This is a genomic window from Roseovarius sp. THAF8 (assembly GCF_009363735.1).
GTDB lineage: Bacteria > Pseudomonadota > Alphaproteobacteria > Rhodobacterales > Rhodobacteraceae > Roseovarius.
Genome location: NZ_CP045410.1, coordinates 521,355 through 546,221, shown reverse-complemented (window position 1 = coordinate 546,221; position 24,867 = coordinate 521,355). Strand labels below are relative to the sequence as shown.

Genomic DNA, 24,867 nt, shown 5'->3' with positions numbered 1-24,867 from the left:
AAAGGCCGAGCTGATAAGCTCGGCCATAGTCCAACAGGGAGGTATGAAGTGATCGGGTTGATCACCGTCATGCCGTGGAATTAGTGCCCGTTTTTCGAGCGATCAAGGGTAAACAGGTCGCACTGTGCGAAAACCTGCTATGCTGTTGCCGCATGGCTGCTGTTCCGGCGCGCGCAAATTTCCCGAAACGCCTTATTTTGCGACGTTTTTGCGATAGGCCACAATTTCTTCCTGAACGAAATCGCGGAACGCCTTGATGCGCTGCGAATGGCGCAGCTCCTCGGGGTAGGCGAGGAAGACCGGCACGTCGGAGGACTGCACGTCGGGCAGGACGCGGACAAGCTGGTCGAAATCCTGGCCCAGGTAGTCGGGCAGGACGCCGATGCCAAGGTTGTTGAGCACGCCTTGCAGCACGCCGTAATAGTTGTTGACGGTCAGCAGCGACGGTATGTCGTAGGTCACCAGTTCGTTGACCAGCGTGGCGCCGGCGCCGACCTGGGCCGAGCGCGGGTTCTGGCAGATCAGCCGGTGCGTTCCGAGGTCTTCCATCCCTTCGGGCGTGCCGCGCTCATCGAGATATTTCTGGGTCGCGAACAGGCACATGTTGATCATCATCAGGCGCTTGCGGATGAGGTCTGCCTGGCTGGGTTCCTTCATGCGGATGGCCACGTCGGCCTCGCGCATGGGCAGGTCGAGCACGCGTTCCTCGAGCATCAGGTCGATGTTGAGGTCGGGATAGGTCGAAAAGAGCTTGGGCAGGCGCGGGGCGAGCCAGAGCGTGCCGAATCCGATGGTGGTGGTCACGCGGAGTTCGCCGAACACCTCTTCCTCGCTGTCGCGGATGCGCGCGGTGGCGGCGTCCAGGCGCTTGACCATGGCGCGGGTGGCGTCGAACAGAAGCTCGCCCTGTTCGGTCAGGATCAGGCCGCGGGCGTGGCGGTGAAAGAGCGTGGCGTTGAGTGATTCCTCGAGCCCGCGAATCTGTCGCGAGACGGCGGATTGCGAGAGGTGAAGCTGGTCCCCGGCATGGGTGAGGCTGCCGGCGTCGGCGACCGCGTGAAATATTCTCAGTTTGTCCCAATCCATTTCGCAACTTTCAATTCGATCCAATGCCCGCGTGCGCAATAGCAGAAAAACATTTGCGGTTCACAGCCGATAGCGCGGAATTCGCGTGAAAATCTGCATTAGGTCACATATATTGACCTAATACACGCCTATATACATAGCAATTGCGCGGAATCGCGCAAGCGCCACGGGAGGACGATATGAGCGATCAGAAGATTTCCCTGAACGACCGGCTGGACCTGTCCAAGTCGCAGATCCTGTTGAACGGCACGCAGGCCCTTGTGCGGCTGATGCTGATGCAAGCGGCACGGGACCGCGCCGAAGGGCACAACACCGCCGGGTATGTCACCGGCTATCGCGGCTCGCCGCTGGGGGCGGTGGACCTGCAGATGGCGCGGGCGCAAAAGACGTTGGCCGAGGCGAATGTCACCTTCCAGCCGGGCCTGAACGAGGATCTGGCGGCGACGGCGCTGTGGGGCACGCAACAGGCGCAGCTGCGCGGCGAGGGCAAGCATGATGGCGTTTTCGGCCTGTGGTACGGCAAGGGGCCGGGGGTGGACCGGTCGGGCGACGTGATGCGGCACGCCAACATGGCCGGGACGGCGCCGCTGGGCGGTGTGCTGATGGCGATGGGGGATGACCATACGGGCGAGAGTTCCACGGTCTGTCACCAGTCGGACTGGGCGCTGGTGGATGCCTACATGCCGGTGCTGTCGCCGGCGGGGGTGCAGGAGATCCTGGATTTCGGCCTTTACGGCTTCGCGTTGTCGCGGTTTGCGGGCGTCTGGGCCGGGCTGAAGACGATGAAGGACACGGTGGAGGTGACCAGCGTTGTCGATGGCGGTCTGGACCGGATGAATTTCGTTTTGCCGGAGTTCGACATGCCCGAGGGCGGGCTGAGCATCCGGCTGGGGGATCACTGGATCGCGCAGGAAGCCCGGATGATCGACCACAAGAGGTACGCCGCCGAAGCCTTTGCCCACGCGAACAAGATCGACAAGCGAGTGTGGGGCAAACCCGGCGCGAAGATCGGCTTCGTGGCCGCCGGCAAGAACTGGCTGGACCTGACCCACGCGCTGGACATGCTGGGGATCGATGCCGCCGAGGCCGAGCGGCTGGGGCTGACGACCTACAAGGTGGGCCAGACCTTCCCGATGGACATGAAGGGCTTTCACGACTGGGCCGAGGAGTTGGACCTGATCGTCGTGGTCGAGGAAAAGCGCAAGCTGATCGAGATCCAGATCAAGGAGGCGATTTTCGACGACCGGCAGGGGCGGCGCGTTTATGGCTGGTACAAGGGCGGCGCGGGCGGCCTGCATTCCGAAGAGCTGTTCCCGACGCGCATGGCGCTGGACCCGGTAATGGTGGCCGAGAAGATCGGGACCATCCTGGTGGAGGAAGGCCGCGGCACGGATCGCGTGAAGGCCGGCCTGCAACTGATTGACGAGGCGAAGAAATCGGACAATGCCGAGGAGCTGGCGGCGCGGTTGCCGTATTTCTGCGCGGGCTGTCCGCACAACACCTCGACCAAGGTGCCCGAGGGCGGGCGCGCCTATGCCGGGATCGGGTGCCACATCATGTCGCTGTGGATGGACCGCGAGACCAGCGGGTTCACCCATATGGGCGCGGAAGGCGCGAACTGGATCGGCGAGGCGCCGTTTTCCAATCGTGAGCATGTGTTCCAGAACCTCGGCGACGGGACGTATAACCATTCGGGCGTGCTGGCCATTCGCGCGGCGCTCGCGGCCGGTGTGAACATCACCTACAAGATCCTTTACAACGACGCGGTCGCCATGACCGGCGGGCAGACCAACGAGGGCGGACTGGGCCCCGACCGGATCGCGCGCGAGTTGCAGTCGATGGGCGTGCAGCACATCGCGGTGGTCTATGACGAGAAGGAAGAGCCGGAGAAGTCGCACTTCCCGTCGGGCATCGGTTGGCACGAGCGGGCCGAGATGATGCAGGTGCAAGAGAAGTTTCAGGAAATCAAGGGCGTATCGGCTATAATTTACGTGCAGACCTGCGCCGCCGAGAAACGCCGCCGCCGCAAGCGCGGCACGTTTCCGGACCCGGACAAGCGCGTGTTCATCAACACCGATATCTGCGAGGGCTGCGGCGATTGCGGGGTGCAGTCGAACTGTGTCGCCATCGTGCCGAAGGAGACGGAGTTGGGGCGGAAACGGGCCATCGACCAGTCGAGCTGCAACAAGGATTTTTCCTGCCTCAAGGGGTTTTGCCCGTCCTTCGTGACGCTGGAAGGGGCCAAGATCCGCAAGGAAGCCTCGGCCGATCTTGACCTGCCGGATATGCCGGAGCCTGCGCTGCCCAAGATCGACGGCACTTATAACGTGGTGATTACCGGCGTGGGCGGCACGGGTGTTGTGACCATCGGCGCGGTGATGGCGCAGGCGGCGCAGATTGATGGCAAGGGCGCGGGCATGATGGAAATGGCCGGGCTGGCGCAGAAGGGCGGCGCGGTGCATATCCACTGCCGGATTGCCGAGAAACCCGGTGATATCAGTGCCATCCGGGTGGCCACGGGCGAGGCGGATGCGCTCATTGGTGGCGACCTGGTGGTCAGCGCCGGGGCCAAGACGCTGGGCCTGACGCGGATGGGGCGCACGGGCGGCGTCGTCAACAGCCACGAGATCATGACCGGCGATTTCACCCGCGACACCGAGTTCACGCTGCCGACCGACCAGTTGGCGCTGTCGCTGAAGGCGCGGATGCAGGATGACGTGGTGCTGTTCGACGCCTCTGAGCTGGCGCGGGTGGCGATGGGCGACGCGATCTTTTCCAACATGATCATCTTTGGCGCGGCGTGGCAGCGGGGGCTGGTGCCCTTGTCCAAGGCCTCGATCGGCGCGGCCATCGAGCTGAACGGCGCGGCGGTGGAGCGCAACCTGCGCGCCTTCGACATCGGGCGGTGGGCCGCCGTGCATCCCGAGGAGGCGGACCGGATGGTGACGCCGAACGTGGTGCAGAAGCCGAAATCGCTGGAGGAAAAGATCGCCTTCCGCGCCGATCACCTGATCGGCTATCAGTCCAAGCGGCTGGCCAAGCGGTATCGCAAGCTGGTCGACGGGATCGAGAACGAGCAAGTGCGCGAAGCGGTGGCGATGGGCTATCACAAGCTCTTGAGTTACAAGGACGAATACGAGGTCGCGCGCCTGCTGATCCAGAGCCGGAAGAAGGCCGAGGAGGAGTTTGCGGGCGATTTCGACATGAGTTTTCACCTGGCGCCGCCGATCCTGAGCAAGACCGGCCCGGACGGACGGCCCAAGAAACGTCAGTTCGGCGCCTGGATGGAAAAGCCGATGCGCCTGATGGCGAAGTTCAAAGGGCTGCGCGGTACGCCGCTGGACATATTCGGCTATAGCGAGGAGCGGCGGATGGAACGCGCGCTGATCCGCGAGTACGAGGCCGACATGGCAGAGGTTCTGACCAAGCTGGACGGCAAGACGCAGGACGCCATCGTGGCGCTGGCGGAATTGCCGTTGCAGATCCGCGGCTTCGGTCCGGTGAAGATGGCGAATGCGCGAAAGGCCGCGAAGCAGCGCGAGCATCTGTTGCAGGTGATCGGCGACGGCGGACAGGACGTGGCGCGCGCGGCACAGTAGACGGCCCGCGCCTTTGTTACCCAAATTTCATCGCCCTGTTACGTGGCAGGGCGATGTAGATGGGTGCACGCGAATCGAGACGGAAGGTAAGATGCGCCAGGAACGCCACGTGGCCCGTGACATCAGCTATGCCTACTCGGCGCAGACCCGCGGGGGCCGCGCCATGATCCGCACGATGGAAAACCTGACGGGGCGTATTCGCCTTATCAAGCGCGCGGCGGGGTACGAGCAGGAGGTCGCGGCGGGCCGCGATTTCTGGCAGGTGATGGTGGAGCGCTATGGCCTGACGCTGGACGTGGTGGGTGGCAGCCTGGACAGCATCCCGCGCACCGGGCCTCTGATCCTGATTGCGAACCATCCGTACGGCATTCTGGACGGCCTGATGATGGGCCATATCCTGAGCCAGACGCGGGGTGATTTCCGCATCCTGGCGCACAAGGTCTTTCGCAAGGCCGAGGATCTGAACCGCGTGATCCTGCCGATCAGCTTCGACGAGACGAAAGAGGCGGTCGCGCTGAATGTCGAGACCCGCAAGACGGCGCTGAATTACCTGAAGGACGGCGGCGCCATCGGGATTTTCCCCGGCGGCACGGTCAGCACGGCGGCCAAACCCTTTGCTCAACCGCTGGACCCGGGCTGGCGCGGGTTCACGGCGCGGATGGTGGCGAAATCGGATGCGACCGTGGTGCCGATCTTCTTCGAGGGGCATACCAGCCGGCTCTTTCAGCTGGCCAGTCACCTGCATTACACCCTGCGCATGGGCTTGCTGATCAAGGAATTCTGCAAGCGCGTGGACACCAGCGTGCAGGTCGTGGTGGGCCAGCCCATCGCGCAGGACGAATTGCGCGCCCGGGCCGGCGACACGAAATCCATGATGGCGTTTCTGCGGCACAAGACGTATGAGCTTAGCACGCGTCCGGTGAACCCGGACGAGATTGGCTTCGAATATGACTAGGGGCGCGGGCAGCGCGATTGACATGGCAGTTGGGATTTTCGACAGCGGGCTTGGCGGCCTGACGGTGCTGAGCGCCGTGGAGGCGCGGCTGCCGGAGGTGGCGCTGGTCTACTTGGGCGATAATGCCAACGCGCCGTATGGCGTGCGCGACCCTGACGATATCTTTGCCCGCACCAAGGCGCATGTGCAGCGGCTGTGGCATGACGAAGGGTGCAATTTGGTCATCCTCGCGTGCAACACAGCGTCGGCCGCCGCGCTGCGCCGGATGCAGGAGGAAGGCGTGCCCAAAGGCAAGCGCGTGCTGGGCGTCTTCGTACCGCTGATCGAGGCGCTGACCGAGCGGCAATGGGGCGACAACTCTCCTCCGCGCGAGGTGGCGGTGAAGCACGCGGCGCTGTTCGCCACGCCCACGACCGTCAGCAGCCGCGCCTTTCAGCGCGAACTGGCGTTCCGGGCCATCGGCGTGGACGTGGAGGCGCAGGCCTGTGGCGGGGTGGTGGACGCCATCGAGGACGGCGACATGATCCTGGCCGAGGCGCTGGTGCGCAGCCATGTGGACGCGCTGAAGCGCAAGATGCCCAATCCGCAGGCCGCCGTTTTGGGCTGCACGCATTACCCATTGGTCGAGGACGTGTTTCAGGCGGCATTGGGGCCTGAGGTGCAGGTGTTTTCGCAGCCCAACCTGGTGGCGGCGAGCCTGGCCGATTACCTGTCGCGGCACCCCGAAATGGCCGAAGGAGGCGAGGGTGTGCGGTTCCTGACCACGGGCGACCCCAAGCGGACCTCGGACCGGGCGACGCAGTTCCTGCGACGAGGGATCACGTTTCAGGCCGCCTAAGGCCAGCGCGTCGCATTGCGGGCGCGCACGAACTTCCCTAAATGACTAACAACTGATGAAAGAGGTCTGACATGACCCATAAAATCGCCATTCTGGGCGCCTCGGGCTATACCGGCGCCGAACTTGTCCGGCTGATCGCAACCCATCCGGGGCTGGAGATTGCCGCGCTGTCGGCTAATTCCAAGGCCGGGCAGACCATGGCGCAGGCGTTTCCGCATCTGCGGCACCTCGACCTGCCGACGCTGGTGACGATCGACGAGATCGACTTTTCCGGGATCGATCTGTGTTTCTGCGCGCTGCCGCACAAGACCAGCCAGGAAGTGATCTCGGCGCTGCCCAAGGATCTGAAGATCGTGGATCTGAGCGCGGATTTCCGGCTGCGCGACCCGGATGCTTACGAAAAATGGTACGGCAACAAGCACGCCGCGGTGGAGATGCAGCAGGAGGCCGTCTATGGCCTGACCGAGTTCTACCGCGATGCCATCCGCGAGGCGCGGCTGGTGGCCGGGACGGGGTGCAACGCCGCGACCGGGCAATATGTGCTGCGCCCGCTGATCGAGGCTGGGGTGATCGACCTCGACGAGATCATCCTCGATCTGAAATGCGGGGTGTCCGGGGCCGGGCGGTCGCTGAAGGAAAACCTGCTGCATGCGGAGCTGTCGGAAGGGTATCACGCCTATGCTCTGGGTGGCACGCACCGGCATCTGGGCGAGTTCGACCAGGAGTTTTCCGCCATCGCCGGGCGGGACGTGCGCATCCAGTTCACGCCGCATCTGGTGCCGGCGAACCGGGGCATTCTGGCGACCGGATATGTGAAGGGCGAGGCGAAGGCCGTTTACGAGACGCTCTACAACGCCTACGCCGACGAGCCGTTCATCGAGGTTCTGCCCTATGGCGAGGGACCCAGCACGCGGCATGTGCGGGGCAGCAATTTCTGCCATATCGGCGTGGTCGCGGACCGCATCGACGGGCGGGCCATCGTGGTCGCCGCGTTGGATAACCTGACCAAGGGGTCGAGCGGGCAGGCGTTGCAGAATGCCAACCTGATGCTAGGACTCGACGAGACGACGGGGCTGATGCTGGCGCCGGTGTTTCCGTGAGTTTCCCTGAGGAGGACGGGGTAGCGCGATGAAATCACTGAAAAAACAGAGGCGTGTGCAGATCATTGCCGTGACGGCGATTGCTCTGGTGCTGGCCACGGGTCTGATCGGCTATGCGATGCGCGACGGCATCAACTTCTTCCGTTCACCCAGCCAGGTGATGGCCGAACCGCCCAGCCCGTCCGAGACGTTCCGCATCGGCGGTCTGGTCGAGGAAGGCACGCTCAGGCGCGGCGAAGGCGAGACTGTGACCTTCAGCGTGACCGACGGCGGGGCGTCGGTGCCGGTGCGCTATACCGGGGTTCTGCCGGATCTTTTCGGCGAGAACGAGGGCATGGTGGGCTTGGGCCGCTACGAGAACGGGGTCTTTACCGCCACCGAGATCTTGGCCAAGCATGACGAGGAATACATGCCGAAAGAAGTGGTCGATGCGCTGAAGGAACAGGGCGTCTACCAGGAACCGGACGGTAGCTAGACCCCGCATTAACCCTTCCTGACGACCCTTGCCGGCGAGTTCAAATCGCTGGCCAAGGGGGCGCGGAATGCAGACTGTCTCGGAGATCGCAGAGGATATCCTGGCGCGGGAAGGCGGGTTCGTGAATGATCCCGACGACCCGGGCGGGGCCACCAATCATGGCGTGACCATCCACACGATTCGGCGGCTGGGGCTGGACCTTGACCGCGACGGGGATGTGGACGTGGCCGATGTGCGCCGCCTGAGCCGGGCGCAGGCGCAGGACATTTTCATCGACCATTATTACCACCGGCCCGGCATCGCCCGGCTGCCACAGGTTTTGCAGGCCAGCGTGTTCGACATGTATGTGAATGCCGGGGCCAACGCGGTGAAGATCCTGCAACGGCTGTTGCGGCAGATGGGCCACGAGGTGGCCGTCGACGGCATCATCGGGCCTCAGACCATCGAGGCGGCCGAGCTGGCCCATGGCGTGGCGCCGCTGCATATCGCCGACGCCTACGGCATCGCGCGGCGGAATTATTATTTCCGGCTGGCCGATCAGCGCCCCGCGTCGCGCAAGTACGCGCGGACACGTGCGGGCGGCAAGGGCGGCTGGATCCGGCGGGCCGAGGCGTTCATCTCGCCCCGCTATCACATGACGCCGGCGGAATTCCGGGACCGGGTGGCGAAATGGGGCTGATCGAAACGGTCCTGAGCCTGGTCTTCGGCGGCGGGCGCAATGCCGTGGCCGAAACCGCCGAAGTGTTCCGGGTGAATGCCGAGAAATCCGACCAACGCGCCGCCGAATTGCAGGGCGCGGCGCTGGCGCAGCTGGCCGCGGAGTTCAAGGCCGAGCGCAAGGGCTGGTACGACCGGTTCATCGACGGGCTGAACCGGGTGCCGCGCCCCGCGATGGCGCTTGGGACGCTGGGGCTGTTCGTGGCCGCGATGGTGGACCCGATCTGGTTTTCCGAGCGGATGCAGGGGATCGCGCTGGTGCCCGAGCCATTGTGGTGGCTGTTGGGCGCGATCGTCAGCTTCTATTTCGGAGCGCGGCATCAGGCCAAGGGGCAGGAGTTTCAACGTTCCATCGCAACGACCATGGCCCGGACGCCTCAGGTGGTAGGCAACCTGAAATCCCTTCGCGCGCTGGAGGCGGGCAGCGTGGGCGTGGCCGATACCGGGCATGACGCGGGCTTGGCGTTGCAGGTGCAGGAGGAGGCAACAGAGCGAAACCCGGCGCTGATGGACTGGGAAGACGCGCGGCAGGGGCGGTAAGGCCGCGCGGGCTGTGGCGCATAACACGACGCCCGCCGTGTGGCCTGACCGTCATCCCCGGACTTGATTCGGGGATCTCTTGGCGGGCGAGGTCCCGGATCAAGTCCGGGACGGCGTTGCTTATCTCGCCACCCGCGCGGAGCAAAGGCGCGGCACGCGCCGCCGCGCCATCGCTGCCCCCCACCCAGGGGGCGGCGATTTGGCAGACGCAAGCGCTCCGCTCGGATGTCTTTCGGATCTGGCCGGGATAAAGGTCTGCCGATGTGCCGTTGGATCGCCACCCCGGGGGGCATCGATGGCGCGGCGTATTTCCGCGACAATGTGATCACCCGTCGCACCCGAAAGGCGTTGGAGACCGGACCCGGGACGATTATAACCAGGCCATGATCACCGAGCTTGGACATTTCGCCCTCATCCTCGCCTTCTTCGTGGCGTGCTTTCAGTCCATCGTGCCTCTGATCGGCGCGCAGAAGCGATGGGCGGGGTGGATGGCGGTGGCCGAGCCCGCCGCGACGCTGCAATTCGTGCTGACGCTGGGCGCGTTCGGGGCGCTGATGTGGGCCTTCGTCACCTCGGATTTCTCGTTGGAACTGGTGGTGGCCAACAGCCATTCGGCCAAGCCTTTGCTTTACAAGATCACCGGAGTCTGGGGGAACCACGAAGGTTCGATGCTGCTGTGGGTGCTGATCGTGACGCTGTTCGGGGCCTTTGCCGCGTGGTTCGGGGGCAACCTGCCGCCGACGTTGAAGGCGCGTGTGTTGTCGATCCAGGGCCTGATCGGGGTGGCGTTCTTTGCCTTTATCCTCTTCACCTCGAACCCGTTCCTGCGGATGGACGTACCGCCTTTCGATGGGCGCGACCTGAACCCGCTGTTGCAGGATCCGGGCCTCGCGTTCCACCCGCCGTTCCTCTACCTGGGCTATGTCGGGCTTTCGATGACCTATTCCTTCGCGCTGGCCGCGCTGATCGAAGGCCGGGTGGACGCGGCCTGGGGCCGGTGGGTGCGGCCCTATACGCTGGCGGCGTGGATCTTCCTGACCATCGGCATCGCGCTGGGGTCCTGGTGGGCCTATTACGAGCTGGGCTGGGGCGGGTTCTGGTTCTGGGACCCGGTGGAAAACGCCAGCTTCATGCCGTGGCTGATTGCCGCCGCGCTCTTGCATTCGGCCATCGTGGTGGAGAAACGCGAGTCGCTGAAAAGCTGGACCATCCTCTTGGCCATCATCGCCTTCGGATTCTCGATGGTGGGGGCGTTCATCACGCGCTCAGGCGTGCTGACCTCGGTGCACGCCTTTGCCACGGACCCCGAACGGGGTGTGTTTCTGCTGATGATCACCGGGTTCTTCATGATGCTGGGGCTGACGCTCTTTACCGCGCGGGCGGGGACGATGCAGGCCAAGGGGGTCTTCGGCCTGGTGAGCCGCGAGACGATGCTGGTGGCCAACAACGTTCTGTTGGGCGTGTCGGCCTTCGTCATTTTCGTGGGCACGATCTGGCCGCTGATCTCGGAACTGGCGTTCGACCGCAAGCTGAGCGTGGGCGAGCCGTTCTTCAACATGGCCTTCACGCCGTTCATGGTGGTTTTGGGGCTGATCCTGCCGGTGGGCGCGATGCTGCCCTGGAAGCGCGGCAATCTGGGCCGTGTGCTGCGGCCGCTTGCGGGCGCCTTCGCGCTGGCCGTCGCCGTGGGCGCGCTGGCCTTTGCGATGCAGACCGGGCGCAGCGCGCTTGGGCCGGTGGGCCTGTTTCTGGCGGCCTGGCTGGTTACGGGCGCGGCCGTCGATCTTTGGAGCCGGACGGGTCGGGGCGGGGGGCGCCTGTCGCGGTTGACGCGCCTGCCGCGCGCCGACTGGGGCAAGGCGGTGGCCCATGCGGGGTTCGGCATCACCATCGCGGGCATCGCCGGGATGCTGGCCTGGGAGGCCGAGGATATCCGCGTGGCGCAGGTGGGCGACAGTTTCGAGGTGTCGGGACTGACCATCACGCTCGACGATGTGCGCGAAGTGGAGGGGCCGAACTACCTGTCGACCATGGCGGATGTGACCCTGTCGAAGGGCGGATCCGTGGTGAGCCGGCTGACCCCGGAAAAGCGGGTTTACCCGGTGGCCGGGATGCCCACGACCGAGGCCGCCATCGACAACGGGTTCCTGCGTGACGTCTACGTGGTGATCGGCGACGAGCAGGCGGCGGGCGGATGGGCCGTGCGGACCTATTACAAGCCGCTGGCGAACTGGATCTGGGGCGGTGCGATCATGATGGCGATCGGCGGCGCGCTGTCGCTCTCCGACCGGCGTTACCGCGTGGCGGCGGGCGCGCGCAAGACCCGCGCCGTGGGGGTGCCGGCGGAATGAAACGTCTGGTTCTGATCCTCATGCTGCTGGCCTCGCCGCTCTGGGCGGTGCAGCCGGACGAGATCCTGGACGATCCGGTTCTGGAAGAGCGCGCGCGGGAGATATCCTCCGGCCTGCGCTGCCTGGTGTGCCGCAACGAGAGCATCGACGATTCCAATGCCGATCTGGCCCGCGACCTGCGCCTGCTGGTGCGCGAGCGGCTGGTGGCCGGCGACAGCGACGAAGAGGTCATCGACTTCGTCGTGGACCGCTATGGCGAATACGTCCTGCTGAACCCGGTGGCGAGCGGCAGCAACCTGGTGCTGTGGCTGGCCGGGCCGGTGATGTTGATCCTCGGCGGGCTGCTGGCGGCGGTTTATATCCGGGGGCGCGCGGGCGCGAAACCGGAGGGCGAGGCGGGGCTGAGCGCGGCGGAAGAGGCGCGGCTGCGCGAAATCATGAAGGACTGACGCGCCGTCGCGCGTTGCATTTCCGGGCCGGGCGGGGTTGATTGGCGGCACACGCCAGATGGAGGCCCGCCCGATGACGACCTATCAGACCCTGACATACGACCTGAGCGACGAGATTGCCGTGCTGCGGATGAACCGCGCCGACAAGATGAACGCGCTCAACACGCAGATGCGGGCCGAGATCACCGACGCGGTGCAGCGTGCGGGGCGCGAGGCGCGGGTGGTGGTGCTGACCGGCAATGGCAAGGCGTTCTGTTCGGGGCAGGACCTGTCGGACAACGGCACGGCGGCGGCGCTGGACGTGGAACGCGTGCTGCGCGACGAGTACGAGCCGATGCTGCGGATGATTTCCGACTGCCCGGTGCCGACCATCGCGGCGGTCAACGGCCCGGCGGCGGGGGCGGGGGCGAACCTGGCGCTGGCCTTCGACGTGGTGATCGCGACCGAGAGCGCCTATTTCCTGCAGGCCTTTGCGCGGATCGGGCTGATCCCCGATGCGGGCGGAACCTACTGGATGCCGCGACAGGTGGGGGCGGCCAAGGCGATGGGCGCGGCACTTTTTGCCGAGCCGATTTCGGCGCGCCAGGCGGATGCCTGGGGGCTGATCTGGGAGGCGGTCGAGGATGACGCGTTCGAGATGCACTGGCAGGCGCGGGCGGCGCACCTGGCCAAGGGGCCGACAGCGGCCTATGGCGGGATCAAGCGCGCGGTGCGTGGCAGCTGGGAAAACGGGTTCGACAAGCAGCTGGACCTCGAGGCGCAGTTGCAGGGCGAATGCGGTCGGACGCGGGATTTCCAGGAAGGCGTGACGGCCTTCCTGGACAAGCGCAAGCCGGAATACGAGGGGCGCTGATCAGGCCGAGACCTCGATCAGTTCCACGTCGCTGAGCAGGAACGAGCCGCCGAGCCCGGCCACGATGACGGCGGGGGCGCCGTCGAGGCTGAGCACGGCGTCGCCGTTTACATCCGTCAGGCTGAGGTCCGGCGGGTCGCTGCCCTCGTAGGTCAGCACGAGCAGTTCCTCGTTCACCTCGAAATCCGTGATCGTGGCCGGATTGCCGGCAAGCAGAGGGCTACCGCCGATGAACAGGTCGGCGCCGTCGCCGCCGGTGACAGTGTCGTCCTGACCGAAAATCATGACATCGTTTCCGGCGCCACCATCGACCTCGTCGCCTTCGGTGTCTTCATCCCGGGTCAGGTCGAGGCCCGGCAGGTCGTCGAGCGACGCTGCGTCGCCATTGGCGAAATCGCGCGCCACGGTGCGGGTCGCATCGATAAAGGCGGTCTGATCGGTAAGGCCGGTCGACAGGATCAGGTCGTCGCCGGTGTCGCCGCGCAAGGTGTCGGCTCCGTCACTGTCCGCCAGGATATCCTCGTCGGCGCCGCCGCGCAGGAAGTCGTTGCCGGCATTGCCCGCGATCACGTCCTGGCCGTCTTCGCCGAACACCCGGTCGTCGCCGTCGCCCGCATCAATGATGTCGCCTTCGGCGCCGCCGCGCACCACATCGTCGCCGTCTTCGGCGTCGATGAAGTCGACAGCCTCGGTTCCGGTGATCGAGTCCGCGCCTGCCGTGCCGGTGATCGGATTGATCGTGTCGGTCGGAAGGGGATCGGGGCCGCCGGTTTCCGGCTCTTCGGGCAGCGGGCCGGGTCCGCCGGTTTCGGGCTCTTCCTCGCCCGGGGTGTCAGGGGCACGGGCATTGTCGTCATTATCGTCGAAGAGGTCGATGGCTAGGGCAGCCGTCGCGCCGATGCCCAGGAGACTGAGCAAAACTATACCAAGCATGAAGGAATTCCCAAGAGACTCACATGTTTGCAGATTACTCTTCGATTGGCGGCCCGTCGTGAACATTCGTCGATTTCGGGCCGGATTCATCGGTTTTCGGGCCATTTGCCCGGTGCATCGTCGCCACTTGCGAAACAATTTTTCCGATTTGGAAGAAGCGTTGATTTTCGGGCGGGACCACGGAAAGCTCAGGCCGTGTAGCGGCCGATGGCGACATTGCGCAACGAGAAGTCCGGGCTGGTGTCGCGCAGGACGGCGATCGAGCGGCCGTCGGCCATGATGGTGGTGACGCCCGTCGTCTCGTTCCGCGCGACCGACAGTTCGGGGGCGTCCCCGTCCCGGTCGTAGACGAAAGTGATGATATCCTCCGCCGCGTCGAAATCCGCGATCTCGACCGGGGCGTCGCCGGCGATCCAGTCGCCCAAGGCAAACTCGTCGCCGCCGGGACCGCCGGCGATGGTGTCGTCGGAGCCTGCCACCACGGTGTCGTCGCCCGCGCCGAGGTCGACCAGGTCGCCGGCATCGGACGCGGCCGGCAGGTCGTAGGCGAACGCGATGTCGAAGATATCGTCGGCCCCGGCGGCGGAACTGCGCAGGGCAGCCTCGTCCGCGACATTGGCCGCCTCGACGAAATCGTGGCCGTCGCCGGCGGCAACCGCGTCCTGCCCGGTGCCGGGAATGATGACGTCGCCGCCCGCGCCGCCGGTCAGCGTGTCGTCGCCATCGAAGCCGATGAGCCAGTCGCCGCCGGTGCCCCCCGCCAGAAGCTCGGCGCCGTCGCCGCCCAGCAGGAGATCGCTGCGCGCGGCGGCCTGCGCCTCGGCCTCGGCGGAGTCTTCGGTTGTGTCGTCCGGCGCAAACTCGGGCAGGTCGATCCCGCCCAGCCCCACGAGGCCGGCCATTGCGCCGCCGATCAGTATCAGGATGCCGAGTATCGCCATGATGCGCCCCAAGTTGCCCGGTTGCGGGCATCATGGCGCAGGAGACTGAACCGCCGGTAAATGCGCGACCGGCCGCCGCACATCACTTGGCTACAATTTTAGCCATCCTGCGGGCACAAAGAAAACGCCCCGCGCTGGCGGGGCGTTTCGGAACGGCAGGAAGGTCGCGCTCAGCGGTTTTCCATGTCCACGTAATCGCGCAGCGTCTCGCCCTTGTAGAGCTGACGCGGGCGGCCGATTTTCAGTTGCGGATCGCCGATCATTTCCTTCCACTGCGAAATCCAGCCCACCGTGCGGCTGAGCGCGAAGATGGGCGTGAACATCGAGGTCGGGAAGCCCATCGCCTCGAGGATGATGCCCGAGTAGAAATCGACGTTGGGGAAGAGCTTCTTCTCGGTGAAGTAGGAATCTTCCAGCGCCTGTTTCTCAAGTTCCTTGGCGACTTGCAGCGTCGGGTTGTTCTCGATCCCCAAGAGGTCGAGCACCTCGTCGGCGGATTGTTTCATCACCTTGGCGCGGGGGTCGAAGTTCTTGTAGACGCGGTGCCCGAAGCCCATCAGGCGGAACGGATCGTCCTTGTCCTTGGCCCGCGCGATGAATTCCGGGATGCGGTCGGGCGTGCCGATTTCCTGCAGCATCTCCAGGCAGGCCTGGTTGGCGCCGCCATGGGCCGGACCCCAGAGGCAGGCAATGCCCGCCGCGACACAGGCGAAGGGGTTGGCGCCCGACGACGAGGCCAGCCGGACCGTGGAGGTCGAGGCGTTCTGCTCGTGGTCGGCATGCAGGGTAAAGATGCGGTCCATGGCGCGGCTGAGGATCGGGTTGACCTCGTAATCCTCGGCCGGGACGGCAAAGCACATGCGCAGGAAGTTCGACGCATAGTCCACATCGTTGCGCGGATAGACGAAGGGCTGGCCCAGCGTGTACTTGTAGGCCATCGAGGCGATGGTCGGCATCTTGGCGATCAGGCGGATCGTCGCGACCTCGCGCTGCCACGGGTCCGAGATGTCGGTGCTGTCGTGGTAGAAGGCGGAAAGCGCGCCCACCACGCCGACCATGATGGCCATCGGGTGCGCATCCCGACGGTAGCCGCGGAACAGGAAGTGCATCTGTTCGTGCAGCATGGTGTGGTTGGTCACACGGTTCTCGAAATCCTCCAGCTGGGCCGCGGAAGGCAGCTCGCCATAGAGCAGCAGGTAGCAGACCTCGAGGTAATGCGATTTCTCGGCCAGCTGGTCGATCGGGTAGCCGCGGTGCAGAAGCTCGCCCTTGCCGCCGTCGATATAGGTGATCGTGCTGTCGCAGCTGGCGGTCGAGGTGAAGCCGGGGTCATAGGTGAAGACGCCCGCCTGCGCGTAGAGCTTGCGGATGTCGATCACGTCCGGGCCGGCGGTGGGGGAATAGACCGGAAGTTCGTATTCCTTGTCGCCGATCGTCAGTTTCGCGGATTTGGTACTGTCTGCCATCAGGGTCTCCCTCGTCAAGCCGTGACGCGCGGCGCGTCTTGGCTGCTTAATCCAGTGCACCTTACAAGAGTGTTAAACACTCTTCGAGGCAGCATCGTTCAGTCGGGCGAGGGATTCCTCCCGGCCCAGGACCAGCATCATGTCAAACACGCTCGGTGTTGCCGCCCGACCGGCCAGCGCGGCCCGCATCGGGCCGGCCAGCTTGCCGAACTTTAGATCCTTGGAGGCGGCAAACGCATTCGCTGCCTCTTCCAGATCGTTGCGCGACCAGTTAGCATTTTGCAAGTGCGGCGTCAATTCGTTCAGTATACCACGGGATACTGCGTCCAGCTGCGCGGCGGCCTTCGTGTCCGGTTCGATCGGTCGGTCCGCCAGAATAAATTCGGCCTTATCAAGAAGTTCAGGAAAGTTCTTCGCGCGCTCCTTGAGGCAGTACATGCCGTCCAGAAGCAGCGCCTGTTTCGCTTCGGGCAGCGGATCGGATGCCGTCGCGTCAAGGAATCCGTTCAGTTCATGCAGCAGCGCAGCATCGTCGCTGGCGGCAATATGCTGGCCGCAGAGATTGTCCAGCTTCTTGAAGTCGAACCGGGCGGGGGATTTGCCGATCCCGTCTAGGTCGAACCATGCCTTCGCCTGGTCGTCGGTGAAGAACTCGTCGTCGCCGTGGCTCCAGCCCAGGCGGGCGAGATAGTTGCGCATGCCCGCGGCCGGGTACCCCTGCTTCTGGTACTCGTCGACGCCGAGCGCACCGTGGCGCTTGCTCATCTTCTTGCCGTCGGGGCCGTGGATCAGCGGGATATGGGCGTAGACCGGCAGGGGCCAGCCCATGGCGGTGTAGATCAGCATCTGGCGGGCGGCGTTGTTGAGGTGGTCGTCGCCGCGGATGACGTGAGTGACGCCCATGTCGTGGTCGTCCACCGCCACGGCCAGCATGTAGACCGGCGTGCCGTCCGAGCGCAGCAGGACCATGTCGTCCAGCTGATCGTTGCGGATGGTGACGTCGCCCTGCACCTTGTCGGCGATGGTGGTCGTGCCGTCTAGCGGGGCCTTGATGCGGATGACGTAGGGCGCGTCGGGGTGCGTGGCGGGATCGGCGTCGCGCCACGGGCTGCGATAGAGGGTCGAGCGGCCCTCGGCCTTGGCCGCGTCGCGGAACGCCTGTATTTCCTCCTGCGTGGCGAAGCATTTGTAGGCCTGGCCCTTGGTCAGCAGTTCGTTCGCCACCTCGGCGTGGCGGTCGGCGCGGGCGGCCTGGCTGACCGCCTCGCCGTCATGGTCGAGGCCGAGCCACGCCAGCCCGTCCAGGATCGCCTGCGTCGCCTCGGGGGTCGAGCGCGCGCGGTCGGTATCCTCGATCCGCAGAAGGAACGAGCCGCCGTGGTGCCGCGCGAACAGCCAGTTGAAGAGCGCCGTGCGCGCCCCGCCGATATGCAGGTATCCGGTCGGCGAAGGGGCAAAACGGGTGACAACTGGCTGCGACATGGGGCCGGTTAACCTTTCGGTAAGCATGGGGGACGTATCGTTACGGTCCTGTCTATCGGCCCATGAAAAGGGAGACAAGCCTTGGTGCCTTGGCATCGTGCCATCACCGCCTGGCTGGATCAGCGAGGGCACCTGTTTGCATGGGTGCCGGTGATGCTGGCCTGCGGGATCGCGCTCTATTTCGGGCTGAAGTCCGAGCCGCCGCTATGGGTGTACGCCGCATTGGCCGGAGGCGTCGGCATGGCGCTTGCGCTGCTGCGTTTTGTCGGCGCGGGGCTGGCGCCGGTGATCTGGGCCGTGACGCTGGTGGCGCTCGGGCTCTGCATCGCCGCGGCCCGGGCGCACGGCGTGGCGGATGCCAAGCTGGGCTGGCGCTATTACGGCCCGGTCGAGGGGCGGGTGGTGGATATCGACCGCTCAGGCTCGGACGCGTTGCGGGTGACGCTGGACCGGGTGGTGCTGCGCTACATGGCCCCCGAGCGGACGCCGGGGCGCGTGCGGGTGTCGTTTCACGGCGCGGCGGAGGGCGCCGATCCGCAACCGGGCGAGACGCTGATCCTGACCGCGCACCTGTCGCCGCCCGCCGGCCCGGTCGAGCCGGGGGGCTTCGATTTCCAGCGGCACGCGTGGTTCAAGGGGCTGGGGGCGGTGGGCTATACCCGCACGCCTGTCCTGCTGCTGGAACCGGCGGCGGGCGGGCAGATCCTGTTCAAGACGCGCATGGCGTTGTCGGACCGCATCCAGGCGCAGATGCCGGGCGAGGCCGGGGCGTTTGCGGCGGCGATCATGACCGGCGACCGCTCGGGCATGGGGCAGGAGACGCTGACGGCGCTGCGCGTGTCGAACCTGGCGCATCTGCTGGCGATTTCCGGCCTGCATATGGGGCTGCTGGCCGGGTTCGTCTTTGGCGCGCTGCGGCTGGGGATGGCCGCCGTGCCGGGCTGGGGGTTGCGCCTGCCCACCAAGAAGATCGCGGCGGTGGGCGCGTTGCTGGCGGCGGCGGGATATCTGGCGCTGTCGGGCGGCAACGTGGCGACCGAGCGGGCGTTCGTTATGGTGGCGGTGATGCTGCTGGCGGTGCTGGCGGACCGGCGGGCGCTCAGCTTGCGGGCGGTGGCGCTGGCGGCCTGCATCATCCTGCTGCTGCGACCGGAGGCGCTGATGGGGCCGGGGTTCCAGATGTCCTTTGCCGCCACCACGGCGCTGGTGGCGGTGTTCGGGGCCTTGCGCGACCGGGACTGGCGCCTGGGGCCGAAATGGATGCGGCCCGTCTGGGCCGTGGTCATGTCGTCCTTCGTGGCCGGCCTGGCGACGGCGCCGATTGCGGCGGCGCATTTCAACCAGATCGCGCATTACGGGCTGGTGGCGAACCTGCTGAGCGTGCCGCTGATGGGTGTGCTGGTGATGCCCATGGCGGTGCTGGCGGGGCTGTTGATGCCCTTGGGGGTGGAGGGGCTGGCGCTCGCCGTGATGCAGCCCGCGCTGGAGTGGATCCTGGGCGTGGCGCATTGGGTCTCGGGGCTGGACGGCGCCCGGGGCACGGTGGTGCGCCCGGGGCCCTGGGTGCTGCCGCTTCTGTCGCTGGGGGCGCTTTTCGTGGTGCTCTGGCAGGGGCGGGCGCGGTTTGCCGGGGTGGTGCCGGTGGCGCTGGCTTTTGTCCTTTGGGCCGAGGCGGAGCGGCCGGATATCCTCGTCTCGGACACTGGCAGCCTTGTGGGTGTGATGACGCCCGAGGGCCGGGCGCTCTCCACGGGCCGCGCGTCGGGCTTTGTCGCCGCGAACTGGCTGGAGAATGACGGCGATCCGGTGGACCAGGAGGGCGCTTTTGCCCGCTGGACCAAGGTCGCGGGCGGCGACGGCTGGCCGATCACCGCCGTGCGGGGCAAGCGCGCGGCGGAAGAATTCACCGAGTGCGGCCCAAAGGATTGGGTGGTGTTCAACAACGTGCCGCAGGCCCAATTACCGTGCCGGACGATCCATCCGGATACGCTGAAGGAAACGGGGGCGCTGGCAATCTGGCGCGAGAAAGGCGGGCTCAGGGCCGTCACTGCCCGCGACATGACCGGCGAGCGGCTGTGGAACACGGACCGCTGGCGGCGGTCAGGGGCGCGTCAGTAGGTGCGGATCAGACCCACAAGGCGGCCCTGCACCTTGACCTGGTCCTCGGGCAGGACGCGGGTCTCGTAGGCGGGGTTCGCAGCCTCCAAGGCTATGGCGTTGCCGCGGCGATAGAATTTCTTCAGCGTCGCTTCCTGATCGTCCACCAGCGCCACGACGATATCGCCATTGTCGGCCGTCGACGTCTCGCGGATCACCACCACGTCGCCGTCATTGATGCCCGCCTCGATCATCGAGTCGCCCTTGACCTCGAGCGCGTAATGCTGGCCGGGGCCGGCGATCATGTCGCCGGGGACGGCGACGTTGTGGCTGGCATGGGCGATCGCCTCGATCGGGACACCGGCGGCGATGCGGCCCATGACGGGCAGCTCCAGCGCATGCACCGGCGCGACCGGCTGGGCATTGGCGGGCTGTGCGGCCTCGGGGCGGTCGCCCTCGATCACGCGGGGGGTAAAGCCGCCGCTTTCGCCGATCATGTCTCCGCCCATGCTTTCGGGCAGCTTGATAATTTCCAGCGCCCGCGCACGGTGGGCAAGGCGGCGGATGAAGCCGCGTTCCTCCAAAGCCGTGATCAGGCGGTGGATGCCGGATTTCGAGCGCAGGTCCAGCGCATCCTTCATCTCGTCGAAGCTGGGCGGCACACCGTCGCGCTGCACCCGTTTGTGAATGAACTCCAGCAGATCGAGCTGTTTCTTGGTCAGCATTTTCTCACGCCTCCACGGTCCATGCGTTTACATTTGTTCTACGCATGTTCTTGTTTTGTGTCAACGGGTCTGTGGATATACGGGTCAGATCGGCACGTAATCGACCCGGTCGCCCTGCGCCCGGGGGGCATCGTCTGCGGGCCGGATCAGCAGCGCGTTGGCGCGGGCCAGGACCGAGAGCATGCCGCTGTCCTGGCTGCGTTCGGGCAGGATGGTGCCGTTCTCGACTTGCGCCCGCATGTAATGCTCGCGCGGGCCGCCGGGGCCCATGGCGGCGGCGAGCCTGGCCGAAAGGCGCGGGGCAGGGTGTGCGCCAAGTCCCTGCATGGCGCGGATCATCGGGGCCATGAAGATGTGCCCGCAGACCATGGCCGAGACCGGGTTGCCGGGCAGGCCCAGCATGGCGGCTTCGCCCATGCGACCGGCCATGAGGGGTTTGCCGGGGCGCATCCTGACCTTGTAGAACGACCGCTCCATGCCGAGATCGCCGGCCACCGCGCCCACGAGGTCATGGTCGCCCACCGACGCGCCACCGATGGTGACCACGAGGTCGGCGCCCTTGGCGAGGTCGAAGGCGGTCTCCAGCGCCACGCGCGTGTCGCCGGCGATGGGCAGCATGCGGGGCTCGGCGCCCAGGGTGTCGAGCAGGGCGCAGAGGCCGAAGGAATTTGACGCGATGATCTGATCGGGGCCGGGGTCCTCGCCGGGCATGACCAGCTCGTCGCCGGTGGCGATGAGGGCCACCTTGGGTTTGCGGGTAACGGTGACCTCGGCCACGTTCATCGACGCCAGCAGTGCCACGTCCTCGGGCGAGAGCAGGCGGGGCGCCTTGATCCGGTCGCCGACGCGGAAGTCGTCGCCGCGGGGGCGGATGTTCGGCTTGTCCTCAAGCCTGTCGCCGAGGGTGATGCGGTCGCCGTCGCGGGTGACGTCCTCCTGGATCACGACCTTGTCCGCGCCTTTTGGCACCGGCGCGCCGGTGAAAATGCGCACGGCCTGATGCGCGCCGACGGTGCCGGCAAAGCCATGCCCGGCGGCGGATTCGCCGATGATTTCGAAGCTGGCGCCGGAGGCGGCCTCGGACGCCTTCAGGGCGTAGCCGTCCATCGAGGACGCGTCGAACGGCGGCTGGTCGCGCCGCGCCTCGGCATCCTGCGCCAGAACGCGGCCATGCGCCTCGCGCAAGGGAACAGTTTCCGGCTCCAGCGGGGAGACGAGCGAAAAGAGGTGCGCTAGGGCCTCGTCGACGGTGATCATTTCGCCTCGTAACGGCCTGATTTTCCGCCGTCTTTCAGCACCACGCGCAGCCCGCCGATTTCCATCGCGCGGTCAACGGCCTTGGCCATGTCATAGACCGTCAGGGCGGCGGTGCTGGCCGCCGTCAGCGCCTCCATCTCGACGCCGGTCTGGCCGGTGGTCTTGACGGTGGCGGTGATGCGGATGCCGGGCAGGTCGGGGTCGGGGGTCAGCTCCACCGCGACCTTGGCGATGGGCAGCGGATGGCAGAGCGGGATCAGCTCGGACGTGCGCTTGGCACCCATGATGCCGGCGAGCCGCGCAACGGACAGGACATCGCCCTTCTTCGCGCGACCTTCGGTAATGATATCAAAGGTTTCGCGGGCCATCTTGACATGGGCCTCGGCCACGGCGACGCGCGCCGTCACGTCCTTGTCCGAGACGTCGACCATGTGGGCGTCGCCCTTGCCGTCGAAATGCGTGAGCCCCGCCATCAATGCGCCGCCGGCGCGGAGCCGGCCAGGATATCGCGGGTTGCGGCGGTGACATCCTCTTGCCGCATCAGGCTTTCGCCGATGAGGAAGCAGCGCGTGCCGTAGCGTGCCATTTCCGCGAGGTCGTCATTGGTGTAGAACCCGCTTTCCGAGATCAGAAGGTGCTCGATGGGGGCCAGCCGGGCCAGGCGCTTGGTGGTGTCGAGCGAGGTCTCGAAGGTGTTGAGATCGCGGTTGTTGATGCCCAGAAGGTTGGATTTCAGCAGGTTCGTGCGTTCCAGCTCTTCCTCGTTGTGCACCTCGATCAGCGAATCCATACCGTGTGCGATGGCAGCCTCTTCCAATTCGATGGCCTGGGAGTCGCTGACCGAGGCCATGATGATCAGGATGCAGTCCGCGCCCCAGGCGCGGGCCTCGACCACCTGGTAGGGATCGTAAAGGAAATCCTTGCGCAGCACCGGCAGATCGCAAGCCTCGCGGGCCTGCTTCAGGTATTCTGGCGCGCCCTGGAAGCTGGGCGTGTCGGTCAGGACCGACAGGCAGGTGGCGCCGCCCTCGGCGTAGGCGGCAGCGAGCGCGGCGGGGTCGAAATCTTCGCGGATGAGGCCCTTGGACGGGCTGGCCTTCTTGATCTCGGCAATCAGGCCGAAGCCGGTCTTGCTGGCCTGCAGGAGTGCATTGCCGAAAGGCCGCACGGGGGGGGCGTTCGCGGCTTCGTTCTCCAGTGTTTCCAGAGGTTTGTCGGCCTTGGCCGCGGCGATTTCCTCCAGCTTGTAGGCCTTGATCTTTTCAAGGATGGACGGCGTGCTCATGCGGCCTCCGATGTAATTTTGGCAAGTGTCTCGATCCGGGCGCGGGCGGCGCCGCTGTCGATGCTGTCGCGGGCCTGCTCAACGCCTTGCTTGAGGTCGTCCGCGTGGCCCGCCACCACAAGTGCTGCGGCGGCGTTCAGCAGCACGGCGTCGCGGTAGGCGCCTTGCGCGCCGTCCAACAGCGCGCGGAAGGCGCGGCCGTTTTCCTCGGGCGTGCCTCCCAGGATATCCTCGAACGGGTGCACGGGCAGGCCGGCATCCTCGGGGTGAATTTCCGCCTCGCGTATGGTGCCGTCCTCTTCCAGCGCCGCCACCTGGCTGGGGGCGGAAATGCTCAGCTCGTCGGTGCCGTCGCCGCCATGGACCAGCCAGGCGCGTTCGGCCCCGAGCTGACCCAGGGTTTCGGCCATGGGCCGGATGAGCGCCGCGCTGAAAGCGCCGGTCAGCTGGCGTTTGACGCCCGCGGGATTGGTGAGCGGGCCGAGGATGTTGAAGATCGTGCGCGTTCCCAGCTCGGCCCGGACGGGGCCGACATGGGCCATGGCCGGATGATGCATGGGCGCCATCATGAAGGCGATTCCGGCCTTTTCCAAAGCCTTTTCAACCACATCCGGCCCGATCATCACGTTGACGCCCATCTGGGTAAGGGCATCGGCCGCGCCGGATTTGGAACTGAGGTTGCGGTTGCCGTGCTTGGCCACCGGCACGCCCGCGCCGGCCACGACAAAGGCGGTGGCGGTCGAGATGTTGAGCGTGCCCTTGCCGTCGCCCCCGGTGCCGACGATGTCCATCGCGCCTTTGGGCGCGCGGACCTTGTGGCACTTGGCGCGCATCACGGCGGCGGCGGCGGCGTATTCGTCCACCGTCTCGCCGCGCGTGCGCAGGGCCATCAGGAAGCCGCCCATCTGCGCGGGTGTCGCCTCGCCTTCGAAGAGCGTAGTAAAGGCCGCCTCGGCCTCGTCCCGGGTCAGGGGGCGGTCGGCGGCGGCGCCGATCAGGGGCTTCAGGCTGTCGCTCACGCGGGCACCTTCATCACGTCGAGGAAATTCTTCAGCAACGCGTGCCCGTGTTCCGAGCGGATCGATTCGGGGTGGAACTGCACGCCGTGGATGGGCAGCGACTTGTGTTGCAGGCCCATGATCGTGCCGTCCTCGAGTTCCGCCGTGATATCGAGCACATCGGGGCAGGTCTCGCGCGCCACGACGAGCGAGTGATAGCGTGTCGCCTCGAACGGCGTGGGCAGTCCGGCGAAGACGCCGGAGGCGGTGTGATGCATCGTGCCCATCTTGCCGTGCACGATGTCCGAGTGGCGCGTGACCGTGCCGCCGAAGACCTCGCCGATGGCCTGGTGGCCAAGGCAGACGCCCAAGAGCGGCGTTTCGGTATCCGCCGCCGCCTCGATCAGCGCCTTGCAGATGCCCGCCTGGGACGGCGTGCCGGGGCCGGGGGACAGCAGGATGCCCGCGGGTTTCATCGCCATCGCCTCCTGCACGTTCAGGGCGTCGTTGCGGTGCACTTTCACGTCCGCACCCAGCTCGCCCACGTATTGCACGAGGTTGTAGGTGAAACTGTCGTAGTTATCGATAAGCAGCAACATGTCGCCAATTTCCCGTCTGCGCCGTGTCATTTCGGGCCTATGACCCGGGCTTTCAATCGCGATATAGATGCTCAGGGTTGCGCGGCAGGGTCAAGAGGCGCAAAACTGTTAAGAAAGAAAT

The 24,867-nt window shown here is 66.0% G+C and carries 22 protein-coding genes; 11 read left to right on the top strand and 11 right to left on the bottom strand.

The annotated features are described in order from the left end of the window. Positions 1-192 precede the first annotated feature (192 nt). Positions 193-1,086, bottom strand: a complete 894-nt coding sequence (locus tag FIU85_RS02620) for a LysR family transcriptional regulator (protein ID WP_152492214.1) — start codon at positions 1,084-1,086, stop codon at positions 193-195. A 179-nt stretch (positions 1,087-1,265) separates the two neighbouring features. On the opposite strand from FIU85_RS02620, the gene FIU85_RS02615 reads away from it, so the two are divergent. The 10 genes from FIU85_RS02615 (at position 1,266) to FIU85_RS02570 (ending at position 12,963) form a co-directional block, all read left to right on the top strand. Beyond that, a complete protein-coding gene (locus tag FIU85_RS02615; protein ID WP_152495748.1) occupies positions 1,266-4,685 on the top strand; it encodes an indolepyruvate ferredoxin oxidoreductase family protein in 3,420 nt (1,139 codons plus the stop codon). Positions 4,686-4,776: 91 nt separating this feature from the next. Then, positions 4,777-5,640, top strand: coding sequence for a lysophospholipid acyltransferase family protein (locus FIU85_RS02610; RefSeq protein ID WP_152492216.1), 864 nt, complete (start codon positions 4,777-4,779; stop codon positions 5,638-5,640). A 22-nt stretch (positions 5,641-5,662) separates the two neighbouring features. After that, positions 5,663-6,478 (top strand): glutamate racemase, encoded by an 816-nt coding sequence (locus FIU85_RS02605; protein ID WP_152495747.1) that lies wholly within the window; start codon positions 5,663-5,665, stop codon positions 6,476-6,478. Positions 6,479-6,549: 71 nt separating this feature from the next. Further along, a complete protein-coding gene (gene argC, locus FIU85_RS02600; RefSeq protein ID WP_152495746.1) occupies positions 6,550-7,578 on the top strand; it encodes an N-acetyl-gamma-glutamyl-phosphate reductase in 1,029 nt (342 codons plus the stop codon). 28 nt (positions 7,579-7,606) lie between these two features. Beyond that, a complete protein-coding gene (gene ccmE / locus FIU85_RS02595; protein WP_152495745.1) occupies positions 7,607-8,053 on the top strand; it encodes a cytochrome c maturation protein CcmE in 447 nt (148 codons plus the stop codon). A gap of 67 nt (positions 8,054-8,120) precedes the next feature. Further along, a complete protein-coding gene (locus FIU85_RS02590; RefSeq protein WP_152495744.1) occupies positions 8,121-8,732 on the top strand; it encodes a holin-associated N-acetylmuramidase in 612 nt (203 codons plus the stop codon). After that, the gene (locus tag FIU85_RS02585) at positions 8,723-9,310 is read left to right on the top strand and encodes a holin family protein (RefSeq protein ID WP_172978781.1); all 588 of its coding nucleotides are present in this window, start codon (positions 8,723-8,725) and stop codon (positions 9,308-9,310) included. Before FIU85_RS02590 ends, FIU85_RS02585 begins: the two co-directional genes overlap by 10 nt. A gap of 383 nt (positions 9,311-9,693) precedes the next feature. Then, positions 9,694-11,661 carry a heme lyase CcmF/NrfE family subunit gene (locus FIU85_RS02580; RefSeq protein ID WP_152495743.1) on the top strand — a complete coding sequence of 656 codons (1,968 nt, stop codon included), beginning with the start codon at positions 9,694-9,696 and terminating at the stop codon, positions 11,659-11,661. Continuing rightward, positions 11,658-12,110, top strand: coding sequence for a cytochrome c-type biogenesis protein (locus tag FIU85_RS02575; protein ID WP_152495742.1), 453 nt, complete (start codon positions 11,658-11,660; stop codon positions 12,108-12,110). Before FIU85_RS02580 ends, FIU85_RS02575 begins: the two co-directional genes overlap by 4 nt. Before the next feature lie 73 nt (positions 12,111-12,183). Next, positions 12,184-12,963 carry an enoyl-CoA hydratase-related protein gene (locus FIU85_RS02570; protein ID WP_152492223.1) on the top strand — a complete coding sequence of 260 codons (780 nt, stop codon included), beginning with the start codon at positions 12,184-12,186 and terminating at the stop codon, positions 12,961-12,963. Here the strand turns inward: FIU85_RS02570 and FIU85_RS02565 are convergent, their stop codons facing one another. The 4 genes from FIU85_RS02565 to gltX all read right to left on the bottom strand — a co-directional run bounded on the left by FIU85_RS02565 (position 12,964) and on the right by gltX (position 17,785). Further along, positions 12,964-13,896 (bottom strand): calcium-binding protein, encoded by a 933-nt coding sequence (locus FIU85_RS02565; protein ID WP_172978780.1) that lies wholly within the window; start codon positions 13,894-13,896, stop codon positions 12,964-12,966. A 188-nt stretch (positions 13,897-14,084) separates the two neighbouring features. After that, positions 14,085-14,837 carry a calcium-binding protein gene (locus tag FIU85_RS02560; RefSeq protein ID WP_152495740.1) on the bottom strand — a complete coding sequence of 251 codons (753 nt, stop codon included), beginning with the start codon at positions 14,835-14,837 and terminating at the stop codon, positions 14,085-14,087. A 170-nt stretch (positions 14,838-15,007) separates the two neighbouring features. Continuing rightward, entirely contained in the window at positions 15,008-16,303 is a 1,296-nt protein-coding gene (gene gltA, locus FIU85_RS02555) for a citrate synthase (protein ID WP_152492226.1), read from the bottom strand. Between the two features lie 72 nt (positions 16,304-16,375). Beyond that, entirely contained in the window at positions 16,376-17,785 is a 1,410-nt protein-coding gene (gene gltX, locus FIU85_RS02550) for a glutamate--tRNA ligase (RefSeq protein ID WP_152495739.1), read from the bottom strand. An 84-nt stretch (positions 17,786-17,869) separates the two neighbouring features. Here gltX and FIU85_RS02545 point away from each other — a divergent pair, with 84 nt between their 5' ends. Continuing rightward, positions 17,870-19,903: a ComEC/Rec2 family competence protein gene (locus tag FIU85_RS02545; protein ID WP_254702991.1), complete on the top strand. Its 2,034-nt coding sequence runs from the start codon at positions 17,870-17,872 to the stop codon at positions 19,901-19,903. On the opposite strand, the gene lexA is transcribed toward FIU85_RS02545, so the two are convergent. From lexA to FIU85_RS02515, 6 genes are all read right to left on the bottom strand, one after another. Further along, on the bottom strand, positions 19,897-20,607 hold the full coding sequence (gene lexA / locus FIU85_RS02540) for a transcriptional repressor LexA (protein ID WP_152495738.1): 711 nt from the start codon (positions 20,605-20,607) through the stop codon (positions 19,897-19,899). The genes FIU85_RS02545 and lexA overlap by 7 nt on opposite strands. Before the next feature lie 84 nt (positions 20,608-20,691). Next, on the bottom strand, positions 20,692-21,864 hold the full coding sequence (gene glp, locus FIU85_RS02535; RefSeq protein ID WP_152495737.1) for a gephyrin-like molybdotransferase Glp: 1,173 nt from the start codon (positions 21,862-21,864) through the stop codon (positions 20,692-20,694). Continuing rightward, entirely contained in the window at positions 21,861-22,337 is a 477-nt protein-coding gene (moaC, locus tag FIU85_RS02530; protein WP_152495736.1) for a cyclic pyranopterin monophosphate synthase MoaC, read from the bottom strand. The genes glp and moaC overlap by 4 nt, the downstream gene beginning before the upstream one ends. After that, the gene (gene trpC, locus FIU85_RS02525; protein WP_152495735.1) at positions 22,337-23,149 is read right to left on the bottom strand and encodes an indole-3-glycerol phosphate synthase TrpC; all 813 of its coding nucleotides are present in this window, start codon (positions 23,147-23,149) and stop codon (positions 22,337-22,339) included. The genes moaC and trpC overlap by 1 nt, the downstream gene beginning before the upstream one ends. Further along, a complete protein-coding gene (trpD, locus tag FIU85_RS02520) occupies positions 23,146-24,168 on the bottom strand; it encodes an anthranilate phosphoribosyltransferase (protein ID WP_152492232.1) in 1,023 nt (340 codons plus the stop codon). The genes trpC and trpD overlap by 4 nt, the downstream gene beginning before the upstream one ends. Further along, complete coding sequence (locus FIU85_RS02515; protein ID WP_152495734.1) at positions 24,165-24,746, bottom strand: aminodeoxychorismate/anthranilate synthase component II; 582 nt, start codon at positions 24,744-24,746, stop codon at positions 24,165-24,167. Before FIU85_RS02515 ends, trpD begins: the two co-directional genes overlap by 4 nt. Positions 24,747-24,867 lie beyond the last annotated feature (121 nt).

Coding starts and splice junctions, on each gene's coding strand:
- glp (WP_152495737.1), bottom strand. CDS start 21,864: ATGATCACCGTCGACGAGGCCCTAGCGCACCTCTTTTCGCTCGTCTCC.
- FIU85_RS02620 (WP_152492214.1), bottom strand. CDS start 1,086: ATGGATTGGGACAAACTGAGAATATTTCACGCGGTCGCCGACGCCGGC.
- FIU85_RS02580 (WP_152495743.1), top strand. CDS start 9,694: ATGATCACCGAGCTTGGACATTTCGCCCTCATCCTCGCCTTCTTCGTG.
- FIU85_RS02605 (WP_152495747.1), top strand. CDS start 5,663: ATGGCAGTTGGGATTTTCGACAGCGGGCTTGGCGGCCTGACGGTGCTG.
- FIU85_RS02565 (WP_172978780.1), bottom strand. CDS start 13,896: ATGCTTGGTATAGTTTTGCTCAGTCTCCTGGGCATCGGCGCGACGGCT.
- FIU85_RS02575 (WP_152495742.1), top strand. CDS start 11,658: ATGAAACGTCTGGTTCTGATCCTCATGCTGCTGGCCTCGCCGCTCTGG.
- moaC (WP_152495736.1), bottom strand. CDS start 22,337: ATGGCGGGGCTCACGCATTTCGACGGCAAGGGCGACGCCCACATGGTC.
- gltA (WP_152492226.1), bottom strand. CDS start 16,303: ATGGCAGACAGTACCAAATCCGCGAAACTGACGATCGGCGACAAGGAA.
- FIU85_RS02585 (WP_172978781.1), top strand. CDS start 8,723: ATGGGGCTGATCGAAACGGTCCTGAGCCTGGTCTTCGGCGGCGGGCGC.
- FIU85_RS02560 (WP_152495740.1), bottom strand. CDS start 14,837: ATGGCGATACTCGGCATCCTGATACTGATCGGCGGCGCAATGGCCGGC.
- gltX (WP_152495739.1), bottom strand. CDS start 17,785: ATGTCGCAGCCAGTTGTCACCCGTTTTGCCCCTTCGCCGACCGGATAC.
- FIU85_RS02570 (WP_152492223.1), top strand. CDS start 12,184: ATGACGACCTATCAGACCCTGACATACGACCTGAGCGACGAGATTGCC.
- FIU85_RS02615 (WP_152495748.1), top strand. CDS start 1,266: ATGAGCGATCAGAAGATTTCCCTGAACGACCGGCTGGACCTGTCCAAG.
- FIU85_RS02590 (WP_152495744.1), top strand. CDS start 8,121: ATGCAGACTGTCTCGGAGATCGCAGAGGATATCCTGGCGCGGGAAGGC.
- trpC (WP_152495735.1), bottom strand. CDS start 23,149: ATGAGCACGCCGTCCATCCTTGAAAAGATCAAGGCCTACAAGCTGGAG.
- ccmE (WP_152495745.1), top strand. CDS start 7,607: ATGAAATCACTGAAAAAACAGAGGCGTGTGCAGATCATTGCCGTGACG.
- FIU85_RS02515 (WP_152495734.1), bottom strand. CDS start 24,746: ATGTTGCTGCTTATCGATAACTACGACAGTTTCACCTACAACCTCGTG.
- argC (WP_152495746.1), top strand. CDS start 6,550: ATGACCCATAAAATCGCCATTCTGGGCGCCTCGGGCTATACCGGCGCC.
- FIU85_RS02610 (WP_152492216.1), top strand. CDS start 4,777: ATGCGCCAGGAACGCCACGTGGCCCGTGACATCAGCTATGCCTACTCG.
- lexA (WP_152495738.1), bottom strand. CDS start 20,607: ATGCTGACCAAGAAACAGCTCGATCTGCTGGAGTTCATTCACAAACGG.